Annotated in this window: 14 protein-coding genes; all 14 read right to left on the bottom strand. The window is 47.3% G+C overall.

What is annotated here, in order from left to right:
* Window positions 1-10: 10 nt before the first annotated feature.
* Window positions 11-1,471 carry an efflux transporter outer membrane subunit gene (locus OCV11_RS19460; RefSeq protein ID WP_261897674.1) on the bottom strand — a complete coding sequence of 487 codons (1,461 nt, stop codon included), beginning with the start codon at window positions 1,469-1,471 and terminating at the stop codon, window positions 11-13.
* Window positions 1,468-1,971: a MarR family winged helix-turn-helix transcriptional regulator gene (locus OCV11_RS19455; RefSeq protein ID WP_261897673.1), complete on the bottom strand. Its 504-nt coding sequence runs from the start codon at window positions 1,969-1,971 to the stop codon at window positions 1,468-1,470. Before OCV11_RS19455 ends, OCV11_RS19460 begins: the two co-directional genes overlap by 4 nt.
* A gap of 346 nt (window positions 1,972-2,317) precedes the next feature.
* Window positions 2,318-2,686, bottom strand: a complete 369-nt coding sequence (locus tag OCV11_RS19450) for a DUF1294 domain-containing protein (RefSeq protein ID WP_261897672.1) — start codon at window positions 2,684-2,686, stop codon at window positions 2,318-2,320.
* Between the two features lie 175 nt (window positions 2,687-2,861).
* Window positions 2,862-3,230, bottom strand: a complete 369-nt coding sequence (locus OCV11_RS19445) for a hypothetical protein (RefSeq protein ID WP_261897671.1) — start codon at window positions 3,228-3,230, stop codon at window positions 2,862-2,864.
* Between the two features lie 301 nt (window positions 3,231-3,531).
* Window positions 3,532-3,951: a YbaN family protein gene (locus tag OCV11_RS19440; protein WP_261897670.1), complete on the bottom strand. Its 420-nt coding sequence runs from the start codon at window positions 3,949-3,951 to the stop codon at window positions 3,532-3,534.
* Window positions 3,932-4,498: a hypothetical protein gene (locus OCV11_RS19435; RefSeq protein ID WP_261897669.1), complete on the bottom strand. Its 567-nt coding sequence runs from the start codon at window positions 4,496-4,498 to the stop codon at window positions 3,932-3,934. Before OCV11_RS19435 ends, OCV11_RS19440 begins: the two co-directional genes overlap by 20 nt.
* A complete protein-coding gene (locus tag OCV11_RS19430) occupies window positions 4,495-5,025 on the bottom strand; it encodes a TadE/TadG family type IV pilus assembly protein (protein WP_261897668.1) in 531 nt (176 codons plus the stop codon). The genes OCV11_RS19435 and OCV11_RS19430 overlap by 4 nt, the downstream gene beginning before the upstream one ends.
* On the bottom strand, window positions 5,025-5,867 hold the full coding sequence (locus OCV11_RS19425) for a tetratricopeptide repeat protein (protein WP_261897667.1): 843 nt from the start codon (window positions 5,865-5,867) through the stop codon (window positions 5,025-5,027). Before OCV11_RS19425 ends, OCV11_RS19430 begins: the two co-directional genes overlap by 1 nt.
* A gap of 11 nt (window positions 5,868-5,878) precedes the next feature.
* Window positions 5,879-6,823, bottom strand: a complete 945-nt coding sequence (locus OCV11_RS19420) for a type II secretion system F family protein (protein ID WP_261897666.1) — start codon at window positions 6,821-6,823, stop codon at window positions 5,879-5,881.
* A complete protein-coding gene (locus OCV11_RS19415) occupies window positions 6,820-7,800 on the bottom strand; it encodes a type II secretion system F family protein (RefSeq protein ID WP_261897665.1) in 981 nt (326 codons plus the stop codon). Before OCV11_RS19415 ends, OCV11_RS19420 begins: the two co-directional genes overlap by 4 nt.
* Window positions 7,800-9,164, bottom strand: a complete 1,365-nt coding sequence (locus OCV11_RS19410; RefSeq protein ID WP_261897664.1) for a CpaF family protein — start codon at window positions 9,162-9,164, stop codon at window positions 7,800-7,802. Before OCV11_RS19410 ends, OCV11_RS19415 begins: the two co-directional genes overlap by 1 nt.
* Entirely contained in the window at window positions 9,161-10,372 is a 1,212-nt protein-coding gene (locus OCV11_RS19405; protein ID WP_261897663.1) for a hypothetical protein, read from the bottom strand. Before OCV11_RS19405 ends, OCV11_RS19410 begins: the two co-directional genes overlap by 4 nt.
* A gap of 16 nt (window positions 10,373-10,388) precedes the next feature.
* Window positions 10,389-11,030 (bottom strand): CpaD family pilus assembly protein, encoded by a 642-nt coding sequence (locus OCV11_RS19400; protein ID WP_261897662.1) that lies wholly within the window; start codon window positions 11,028-11,030, stop codon window positions 10,389-10,391.
* Window positions 11,031-11,048: 18 nt separating this feature from the next.
* Complete coding sequence (locus OCV11_RS19395) at window positions 11,049-12,476, bottom strand: type II and III secretion system protein family protein (RefSeq protein ID WP_261897661.1); 1,428 nt, start codon at window positions 12,474-12,476, stop codon at window positions 11,049-11,051.
* Window position 12,477 lies beyond the last annotated feature (1 nt).

The raw sequence follows: 12,477 nt of genomic DNA, 5'->3' as shown, positions 1-12,477 counted from the left end.
CTCAGAAAGCTTATTTGGTTGTGGTCGCTTGGTCATTCTGTTGGGATGGATTGGCTTGCGCGTCATAGAAACCGCCGCCCAATACATTCACCAAGGTCACTTGTTTTTCTTGTTGCTGGTTTTGCAAAGTGGTTAGCGCTGATTCTGCTTGTAGCAATTGGCTTTCCGCCATCAACACTTCCAACTGACTGCCCATACCAGACTGATAACGTTTTTCGGTAATGTGGTAGCTTTTCGTTGCTAAGCGCACACTCTCTTTCGCGTCGTTTAGCTGCTGCTCAGCCGACTTAAGTGCCAACACAGTATCGGCGACATCACCCAGAGCATTGACCAAGGTTTGATTGTACTGAGCAACTGCAGCATCATAATCTGCTGTATTTTCAATCAAGTTGGCTTTCAAATCGCGCGTAAAAATCGGCAGTGAAATGGCTGGGGCAACGCGCCACTGACGGCTGACATCTTCAAACATGGCATCGCCTAGCACCGCTCTAAACCCTGCCATCGCGCTCAAATTCAAGTTCGGATAGAACTTGGTTTTCGCTGATGCAATGTTTTTGCTCGCCGCTTCAACGCGCCATTTTGCCGCCACAATGTCTGGACGGTGAGCGAGCAAATTGGCTGGCAATTCGGTCGGTAGCGTCAAAGCGGTATTGAGTAAAGCACTTGGGCGCTCAATCGTATTGGCTAAATCAGGACCTTCACCAACCATGGTCGCTAACGCATTCTTAAGCTGTTTGATAGCCAGTAAACGCTGTTTAACCGTTTGTTGTGAGGTCGCCGCATTACTTTGTGCGGTATACAGGCGATCTTCCGACGTTAAGCCATTATCCAGCAAACGTTGCGTAATGGTCACAATACCTTGAGTACGCTCTTGGTCTTGCTGAGCGATGTCCAATAAACGGTAAGCATTAGCAAGCTGAATGTAGGTACTGGCAATGCCACTAGAGAGTGAAATACGCGCGGCTTGATGATCCACTTGCGCAGCACGTTGTGCATCGACACTGGCTTCCCAAGCATCACGCTCACCGCCCCACAAATCGACGTTATAACTGCCGCTTAAACCGAGGTTATATACCGTACCGTATTGATTCCCTTGGTAACTGTAATCTTCAGAACGAGACAAACGCGAACGGGTAGCACCTGCGTTTGCTGCTAACTGAGGATCAAACTGCGCATCCGCCGCCATTACCGCTGCCGACGCTTTATTGAGATTAGCGTTAGCAAGTTGCAACGTTGGGCTATTTTTCAATGCACGTTGGATAAGTTCGTTGAGCTGAGTATCGCTTAACACTGTCCACCAATCACTTTGTGGCCAGGTCGCTGCGGATAGATCAGTAGACGCGAGGCTTTTGCTGTGTTCCAACACACTCTTATCGTTGAGCTGATTGGTCGGTTTAATGTCGCTTGGCGCGGCACAACCGTAGAGCATGGCAACAGAAATCACAGCAGCCAGAGGCGTTAATTTGTTCATTTTGTTCCTTTTAATAATTGCGCCAGACACTCTTCATCCATATAGGAGGTGACGATTTTCTTTAAACAATGACGAAGCTGAGCTTTTTCTTCTTCATTTAATGCTTGCTCAAGTTCATCTAATGCATTCATCGCCAGTGGCATGGCTTCGGCTACGAGTGCTCGCCCCTTGTCGGTGAGATACAGCAAAAACGAACGGCGATCTTCAGGATCAGGCTGACGTTGAATCAGGTCTTTCTTCTCCAAGCGATCCACCATACGGGTGATGCTGCTTTTATCGACATTCAACATCTTGCCGATGTCTGAAGGGCGGTAACTTTGAAACTTATAAATTTGAAACAGTACTTTCGCTTGAGTTGACGTTAAATCTTCCGACAAAGCGGGATACGCCAAATATTGGTCAAGCAAGCGATCTTTAACATGACAAGATTTTGCGAGCAAAAAACCAATATTATCAAGGATTAATGGAAAGCACTCTGGTTGTTCAGACGTTGTTGACATTGCTCATCACCATTTAGTTGTCATCCCAATAGTTGCTACTGCAACCAAATATAGTGATTTGGTTCATATAAGTCAATTAGCATTTTGTGATATTTGCACAACAAATTGTGATACTAAACAGAACACATAAGGTTAACGTCATGGCAATGTGCGAAGCGGATAAAATCATTGGGGGCAGCCGCCAATGAGGGGCTAACTATTTAGGAAAATCACAGGAACAGACAGTGCGAAATGAAATCGTGGCAAAAGACAATAACAAGATAATTCGTAAGCAGCTTGGCGTATATTGAGTCAGAAACTGGCTAAGCTAAATGCTGCTTACTTAATGAAAACAATAGACAAATGTCTACAAGTAACTTGCCAGCCACTCTCTGCCCATCGGCGTCGCCAATACGACATAGCACCCGATATTAACGATGACAGTGAACCAAAGAATACTTTTAAACGGCTGCTTTTGCGTCTTGTGGCGAAACACTTGTTGCCCTAATAACGCGCCCGGCCAACCACCTAGAAGCGCCAACAAGTGCAGTGTTTTTTCTTGAACCCGCCAGTCGTCGCGTTTAGCTGCCCTTTTGTCTTTGAAGTAACAGAAAAACGTGATCACACTGAGCACCGCATAACCCAGTAAAACCCAGTAAGGCTGCTCAAACCAATAGGTCACCGCACCAACCAAAACGAAAAACAGAAGGCTCACTAAGCCATTAAACGAGAACATGAGGACCAAACCTAACCTTATTTATTCTGGCAGGCAATGTAGCTTGTTTTGAAAGATGAGGCAATGACGGCCGAGATTGGAAATAGGATGAGAATTTTTACATAATAAATCGCTTTTGAATAACACCAGAAATAGCTTCTGGCATTATTTCATCGAACACAGATTTAGCTTTTATTTATACTCTTTTGAGAAAGTTAACTTGCTCCACAACTCTAATCAATTCGCCTTTATCATTAGATTTGCATAATCCCGATTCGACTGCTCCTATTTCATGGTTATCACACAAGGTCACTCTCAGCTCGTATTTCTTCGTTAACAAATAGCTTAATAAAAAGAATACCGGAACAGCAACTAAGGCACTGAGTGGATAAATCATAAAGAATGAAAAACCAAATACGACAGCAATCAATAAGGCTCGTTTCATCTTCCGTAAGCTGTTGTACTCAACAACACGGATGTCCATAACCCTTTCAATCTTAAGCGGTATCGATGAATGCTTACAATAAATAGCTTCTGAATCAATCCACACTAATTGCCCAGACATAATCTCTCCCAGCACCATAACTCATTCGCAATAAGTTCAGTCACATTAGCCTGTTCGCGTATTGCTTATATTTTTTGAAGAAATTCATTTTAGGCGTGAATAGTTGATTTATGTAATAGCGTAAATTGCAAAGTTACTTTACTTATTTATCGCTATAAAACACCGACGCTTAACAATTAACTAGTCAGTACTCATTATTGGGATTTTTAAAATGAAAAGTAGAACACAACCATATTAATATTAGCTATAACTTTATTAATTACTACTTATTTTCTATCAAGCTTAATAATTTTGTAAATCATTATTTATCCCGAGTCACTAATGGTCGAGTCTCTGGGCGACGCCAAATAAAAAATGCGCCAATTCCCATTCCGAGCGCCGCAACCGCAAGCCACGAATAAGCAACTTCCATGACCACCAGCAACGTAAAACACGCTAGCATAGAAAGAGCGGAATGCACTTTATTGCGTCTTGAAATAACTCCCCCATGTCGCCAGTTATCGATGATGCGGCGAAAGTACGGCACTGACATAATCCACTGATGAATGGTCGGCGACCCTTTGGCTGCCGCCCAAGCCGCCAGAATAACAAACTCCGTTGCAGGTAATCCCGGCAGCAAAATTCCCAACACCGCCATGGCAAGACTGGCAAGGGCCAAAAGCTTATACAGCCACATGGAGAGCGCTGAACGCTTATTAACTTCAACTGTCATCGTCTTCATCGATTCCTAACTCCCCTGCCAGAACCTTATCCACTTCAATGGTTTTTTCTCGTGCTCGGTTTGATGCCACCACTTGAATGGTTTTAGGTGACAATATTGACGCAAAAGGTGTTAACCCCTCAGACTGACGACAAAGCTGCACCACGATCACTGCGTTTTGGGCATCTTCGCTATCCTCTTCTGGCATGTCAGCACTGAACTTTCCACCAGCACTAAGCTCAGGACAAATACCGTCTAACGATCCACGTTTTAACGGGAGCCACGCCATACTGCGATCCAACTTCACATTGTAGATATAGAGTTCATACTCGCCGATATCCGCTTCTGGCATGTTTCGCGTAATCAATAAATTCAAGTCCTTAGCACTGATATAACGTTGGATAGAGATAATAGAAGCTAAGTTGTGAGACATTCGGTCATAGTGACTACGCAGTTGGCTGACCGTATAAAGATCGCCAATAATCGCCGCCGATCCCACGAACATGCCCATCATCAGCGTCAATTCAATCAGCGCCAGTCCTTTGGCTTTACGTAAACTGCCTCTCATGATTCATCCTCATCGTCATCAATGACCAAATCACCTAATACTTGTTGGAATTCATGCTGATAAGATGTTCCCAAATTGAACAGCGAAGGCAATGGAGTGATAAACGTTTGGTGCAACGTCAAGGTCAGGTTTAACACCGGCGAATTGGTATAGTCTGGCGTTTCCTCACTATCACTGCTGTCATCACTGCTTTGAGTTGATGAGCCTGAAAACTCACCCAAATTGGAAAACGTGTGCACTTCTAACGAGATGTTCTCTTCATTCACCAAGCCATACGACTGGTTCACGATCTTATCGGTAATCAGCTGGTTAAGCTGATTTTGATTAAGGGCGTAAAAGTTGTCCTCAAAGCGCAGTTGTTGTACCGACCGTTCCAGTGACGTGTTCACGGCGATGATCACCAGCGCAATTCTGGCTAACTCAAAAAACATCACCAAAATAAACAGCAGCACTGGGAAAATCAGCGCGGCTTCAACCGACACGATTCCCCTTTGTTTGCGCTCAAACACACGCAGCGACCTTGCCATCAATGTTCCTCCGCCAAATTCACTGGCGTTTGACTGAGTGCAGCAATTTCTATGCTGAGCGGTGTGCCTTGCTCGACACGCTGGCGCAGCTGTTCAAATTGGGCAATGGCTCGTTCAGTTTGCGCCGTCGGCAATTCACTGCTTAACACTTGGCGTGCTTTATCGGTTCGCTCACCCAAAATGTAAGCCAATGCTAAATTTAACTTACCCGACAATGGCAAGGTATTTTGCCGTGCTTGCAGCAATTCAATGGTGCGATGAATATCGCCACTGACCATATAGGTCATAGCAAGATTATTGAGAACCATAGGATTATTGGCATCGACCTTCATCGCACGTTGCAAATAAGCCAACGCATCAGATGTGCGCCCTTGATAATTGGCAATCACACTTAACCCATTTAACGCCGTTGCGTTATTGGGATTATGACTTAGCACCAGCTCAAAGTGACGCTGCGCCTCTTCTCGTTGTGCCAATTGCAAATAAGCTCGACCCAAGCCAAGTTCAATCGCTTCACTTTGCTGCGGTTGAATGTTCTTTCCTAGCGCTTGTTGCGCTCGTTGGTAAAGATGAACCGCCGTTTCCGGTGGAACCACTAACGCTGCCACTGAGGCGTATTCCAGTAAATACGCATCACTCAGTTCGTGCTTATCATCCATCTTTTGATACACCTCATAAGAGGCTTTATAACGGCCGTTATCACGCAGTAAATGCGCCAGAGTCAACGCCTCTTGCGCTTCCCCCTGCAAAGGTTTAGACGCCGCATTGAGGTTGGCGGGTTGAGTTGCGCAGCCGCTCAGTAGTGCCAATACAAGGCCAGTTAATACCAGTTTAGTGTTCATTGTTATGTTCCTTAATTGGCCAAAATCCGCACGATACGCACCATTGCAGGCGCCCCCATCATCGCGATCACTGGTGGCAAAATCAGGGTCATTAGCGGCACACTTAACTGAGCCGGTAACTTACCGGTTTTCTCTTCCAGCTCTAGCACCAAGGCTTTGCGACTCTCTTCAGAAATGGTTTTCAACGCTTGAGATAATGGTGTGCCGTAACGTTCCGCTTGTACTAATGTCGCCACCATGGCGGAAATGTTGTCAACGCCACAACGCTCAGCCAGATTCGTTAGCGCTTTACGGCGATCGGTCAGAATCTGCATTTCCATGTAGGTGTAACCCAATTCTTGCGCCACTTCAGGGGCAGAGAACATCAACTCTTTGGAAATCACTTTCAGAATACGCGCGAGCGGCAGGCCGGCCTCAGCACAAATCACCATCAGATCAAGGGCATCAGGCAAGTCATTTGATAGGCGTTCACCACGGCGTGCGGCGCGCACTTTTAGCCACAACTCAATGAAAAAGCCACTAAGGAACATCAGCATCAAGCTCCCCGCAAGACCTGTTAGCGTAAGGCGATGCCCCACATCCAAGCCAAAGAGCAAAAACGACATCACCAACACCACACCAGTGGCGTATTTACTGGACGTGAGCAGACCAATAAAGCGGCGGTCTTGAAAGCCTGCCATCGCTAATAGGCGGTAGGTTTTCATCCGGTCAGATTGGGTGCCCGCCAAACTCTCACCGGCTTTAGCAAAACCGAGCAAAAAAGGGAAACGTTCAAAAAGCGGTTGATTCACTGCGCGTTGCAGATCTTCATCTTTGCTTTGTTCTTGTGACGCAGTGGTGTTTAAACGTTCTGACAAAGTGACCTGCTTAGAAAAATGGTAGATGCCCATCAGCACTAGCCCTACCGCTAAACAGATCAATCCCAAGCCAAGAAACAACACGTTAGATTCCATCATCGCAGCACTCGCTTAATCATAAAGTGAGTAATACCCAACCCAAGAGCCACGCTGCAGACCGCGTAGATCAAGACACTATTGCCGGTGGGATCATTAATTAAAAATTCAAAATCTTTAGGGGAGTTAAACGCCATGTACGCCAAAGAGAGCGGTGCAAGTAACGCCACAATGGTCGCAGAAGCACGAACTTCCGATGTTTTGGCTTTGATTTTTAGCGCTAACTCTTGGCGATCGCGCAGGGTTTCACTCAGCTTTTCCAAAGTGTCACTGAGCTTGCCGCCCGTTTCTTGGTTAATCACCAAAATCACCACGAAAAAGCGATATTCGTTTAAAGGCACGCGCGCAGCAGAGTCACGCATCGCTTCACGCAGCGGAACCCCGACTTTGAGCCAGTTATCAATCAACATAAATTCGGTGGCTAACGGGCCAGGTAAGTTGCTCGCCACCATAGCAAAGGTATTGGTGACAGGCACGCCCGCACGGGCAGCGCGAATAATCGCATCAATCGCTTGGGGCAAATTTTGCTTAAATTCATGAAGATGGCGTTTCATCGCACGAAAATAGGCAAACCACACTAGTGTGACAAAGAAAATTACCGTTAATCCCAACGCCAGCAGTAAAGGTGACGTAGAAGATTTCGCTACAAAGATGGCAACCATAAACGATGGCGCCAGCAGCATCATTGCCCGTTTTTTCCAGGCGTCTTGCCAGCCCAAAAGCGACAAATCCATCCAAAACCGCTGCGCTGCTTTGCCAATCAAAGGCCAAGAAGAAAAACGATCCGCTTCGATAAAACGTCGGATTTCATCTTCTTGTTCACTCTTCTCTTCTGTCTGCGGGCCAATGACTTTCTCCCTCAATTGCGAGAAAAAGGCAGTGCGCGATTTCTTCTCGTTGTGCGCTACCACAGCGTAACGCACACTTAAAATCGAACTGAAGATCAGCACAAACAGGGCTAATGTGATGAGATCCCACATTATTCATACTCCCTAAAATAGTGAGCATGTGAGCTGTAAAAACTGGGCTGCAAACCCGATGAGACATAGTTACCAATCACTTTGCCGTGACGATCGATTTCATGAGTGGTAAAACCAAACAGCTCTTGCGTTTGAATCACATCGTCTTCCATGCCGCACACTTCAGTAATCGACACCACGCGACGACCACCATCACTCATGCGCTCAACTTGGACGATCAAATCCACCGCGCTGGCAATTTGGCGACGAATCGCCTCAAGCGGCAGTTGCATGTTGGCCATCATCACCATGTTTTCCAAACGCATGATCGCATCTCTGGGTGTATTGGCGTGCACAGTACAGAGTGAACCATCATGACCGGTGTTCATGGCTTGCAACATATCGAAGCTCTCTCCACCACGTACCTCACCCAAAATAATCCGGTCAGGACGCATACGCAGTGCATTTCGCACCAAATCGCGCTGGTCGACTTTACCTGCCCCTTCGGCGCTCACTGGGCGCGTTTCTAAACGCACCACGTGGATTTGTTGCAGTTGCAGCTCAGCGGCATCTTCAATAGTGATAATGCGATCTTCATTACTGATATTTTGCGATAACGCATTGAGCAGCGTGGTTTTACCCGCACCAGTACCACCAGAAATAATCACGTTTAAACGCGCTTTCATCGCACGTTTTAAGATAGTGATCATTTCCTCGTTCATCGCACCTTTGTCGGCCAAAATTTCGAGTGACATATTGCGTCGCATGAATTTACGAATCGAAATAGTGGTGCCATCAAGCGCCAAAGGATGGGTAATGATGTTCACACGGCTGCCATCTTCTAAACGCGCATCCACCATCGGATGGGTTTCATCGATACGACGCCCTACTCGCGCAGCAATACGCTGGGCAATGTTGAACACATGCTCTTCATCGATAAAATGAATCGGTGTCAGCACCAATTTGCCAAAGCGCTCAACAAAGACCTGTCCCGCACCGTTGACCAAAATATCGTTGACTGAATCGTCGGCCAACAGAGGTTGAATCGGCCCAATACCGATCATCTCGTTGAACATGGTCTGGCTAATGTGGCGCTCTTCTTCTGCAGAAAATTGCAAGCGATGGGTATCGCAAATCGAGCGGATCAAATCGTTGATCTGCTGCTGCAATTTTTCTGGCTTCATCGACGCCACTTTCATCGGGTCGATCTGCTCGTAAAGATAATCGCGCACCACACGTAAGTGGGCATTGGCTGCGGCAGACTCGTTACTCGCTTGCTGCGAAGTACGCTCTACCTTCGTCAGCCCACTCTCTTGCGCAGGCTGGCTTGACTCACTTTCTGGTACAGGTTCGCGCACTCTATTACGCGGCATTTTCAACATCATGATGCTTTCCTCTCAAACACAGTTGAGAAGAGCGCTAAGAGATTACGCTTCTCTTTTTTCACGCTTGGACGACCACACGCCAAATCCACCAAATGTGCTAATGCCGAGCTGAATTCACCTAACTCAGAAACCTTTAACGGGCCTTTAAGCAGCTGCTGTTCCAATACCTTACCCGCAGTTGGCAATTGAAGATCGATACGGCGACCGATGAATTTTTCAAACTCTTCACGGCTGATCGATTGTGACGTTTCTTGACGTAGATTCGCCACGATAACAATGCGCTGACCGTCCGTTTCATCGCCGATATTTTCCAACAGGCGCAAGGTATTACGCGCTGCAGTCACAGTGTAATCGACCACGATAATGCGGCTTTGCGCGCAGTTAAGTACCTCAAGCGCACCTTGCGGTTGGCTAGCAGGCAAATCCCACACCACTTGATTAAACATTTGGCACAAGGTTGCGCCGAGTGTCAGTACGTGGTCGTCAGCTAATCGCTCCTCCGCCACTTGATAGTTTGGCGCTTGGTTAAGCAGCGACAATTTATCCGACACTTGGGTCATCGAACGGTGCAAATAGCGCACGTCCAGATTGTCTGATTTGAGAACGCCATCCAAACCGCCGTCTTGATTGATGCCCGCCAGCAGACCTAAACAGCCATTGGTACGGTCATAATCGACCAGCGCCGTTGAAATACGTGACTGATTAGCCAACATTTGCGCAATACCAAACGCGATCGTTGACGTTCCTAAGCCCCCTTTCACGCCAGTAACAGCAATTGTTCGACCAATCAATTGCTCTTCAAGTACGCCTTTTTTCATGCTGCTTAATGTCGCGGCGAGGCGATCTAAGGTGACTGGCTTTAGCAGGTAGTCAAAGATGCCTTGAGCCAACATATTGCGATACAAATCGAGGTTAACCTGCGAGCCTAAGGCGACGATTTTGCACGTTGGGCCAGTCACTTCAATTAAGCTGGCTAAGCTCTCTAATGGGTAGTGCTCCTGATCGATATCAACAAACATCGCCATTGGGATTGCGTTGTCTTTGACCCATTGTGTAGCCTTTTCAACATTGCCGAGAAACACATTTTCTGGCGCACAGTTAAGGCGTTGAAAATCCTCGGCGTACAAGGCCACCTGATCTTTTTGAGTCGTAAACAGGACAATCGAACCGAGCTCATCTGCTGTGTATTGGAGTTGTTGTTCACTCATGATGCTCACCTCGTGGTTAATCTTCGTTGAAATCGATATCGAGCAATTCTTTTAGCTCATCTTCTTGGTAACGCTTAACTGCTTGTAAAGCGGCTTCGCCATCGGCAGGCCCAAGTTCCTTGGCACGTAATAAATCGGCCGGATCGCTGACCATGCGTGCTAGGTTAGCGCGCGTTGCGCAGCCTAAAGGGCCAACCGCTTCATAGGGTTTTGTCGTCCATGTGCTGGCATCGTGAATCCGGCAATCTGGCACGGTAACCACCAATGCCTGCGACTGTACGCGCAAGTCCCACTGCGCCTTATCGGCTTGATAGGTCATCGGCAAAATACGCACATCAATTGCGCCAGCCTGTTGCAGTGCGGCATGCAATTTGTTGGCAAACTGCTGGCCATCATTGGAATAAGGTTGAATCGTGAGTTGCTGCTTGGACAATCTGCCCTGATTGGTCAGCAACGAGTTGAGATTTTGCATCGATTCAGGGCTTAATCCCTTGTGTTCAGTGAGTTGCAAAGAGACGGCTGATACCGTTGGTGCGACTTTAATCGGGTAGTTTTTCCCGGTCGCAACGGTTTCATCACCTTCACGCCAATGGTTGATGGTCTGCTCACATCCGGTCAGCAGAACACATGCAATCGCTAAAGAAATGGTTAAACGCATAATGTCACTCCCAGATGATTAAAATAGGTAGCCAGCAGAGGCTTTTTCAGGAATCGAGTTATCCAGCGGTTTAATGCCTTTACCCGGAGTTTGCAGCTCACCCGCTTGAGTTGGGCTGACCACATACGCGGTGGCGATGATCACCAGCTCAGTCTCTTCTTTTTCGTTAGATTCCGATTCAAAAAGACGGCCTAGCATCGGGATATTGCGCAAGCCAGGGACACCATCAACAGTTTGGTTGGCGTTAGAACGCAGCATGCCTGCCAGAGCAAAGCTCTGTCCGCTCGCCAGTTCAACGGTGGTATCCGCACGGCGCACTTTAAACGCAGGGATAACATTACCCGCCAATTGCACAGCCCCATCATCAGAGAGATCGCTCACTTCTGGGGCAATGTGCAAACTAATGCGATTTGGCGACAGCAGGGTTGGTGTCATCCGCATGATCACCCCGTACTGTTTGTAATCGATAGTGATGTTGTTGTTGGTCATGATGATGATAGGCACTTCACCCCCCGCCGCAAAGCCAGCGGTTTCACCGGACATGGCTGTTAAGTTCGGCTCAGCCAAAATGCTCGCCATACCATTCGAAGAGAGCGCCGTTAATACGCCTGCCAATTTGCCGCTATGAGAAACACCACCTGCCATTGCGTTGGTGACTGTGCTACCGGAAAAGACGCCCGTTGTGGCATCAAACAGAGAGGTACCGGTATTGCGGATAAAGCTGTTGCCGTTATCGAGCAAGGCTTCCCAACTAAAGCCCAATTGTGAGCTCAAGCTACGCGCCACTTCGACAATACGAACGCTAATATTGATTTGCGCCGACAGTTCCACTTTCAATTGGTTGACCACGCGCACCGCAGTCCCTTGACCGCCAGGCGCCCCTTGGCCACCTTGACCACCGCCGCTTTTATTATCGGATGAACCACCAGTAAAAGCAGTAATCGCGTCAATCACTTGCTTTGATTGTTGGGGAGTTTGTACTGAGCCGCGAACAATGATGCCGTTTTCAGTCGAACGCATCAGCTTAACGTTGGCACCTTCGATTTCGGTATTGATCTGTTTGGTTAACGCTGGCAAATCAAAATCTGCTTGAATCGCGGCAGCGAGAACCACTTTGTCCTCATCGTTAAGCGCATATAAGGTGGTGGTGCCTGCGCTTTCTGCATAAACAAAAATGGTATTGGTAGATGGCGTATGAAAACTGGCCACTTTTGGATCAGCAATAAGAACGCGTGTCACCTTTTCAGGCAAGGTCAGCAACGTGCCATGTTTTACGGTCAAGGTAATCTTGTCCGTTACTTTGGCTTGCGAAAAAGCCTGAGCTGATGACATGGTCTGCGGCGTGGTTTGACCCGCAGAAGCTGCTTGTGCCACAGTCATTCCGTAGCATGCGTTGAGCAGCACAAAAGCCGTAAAGAGTTTTCTCGAAGAGTGAAAAGTCTTCATT

This window comes from Vibrio porteresiae DSM 19223, assembly GCF_024347055.1.
Lineage (GTDB): Bacteria > Pseudomonadota > Gammaproteobacteria > Enterobacterales > Vibrionaceae > Vibrio > Vibrio porteresiae.
This window is presented reverse-complemented; position numbering and strand designations above follow the sequence as displayed.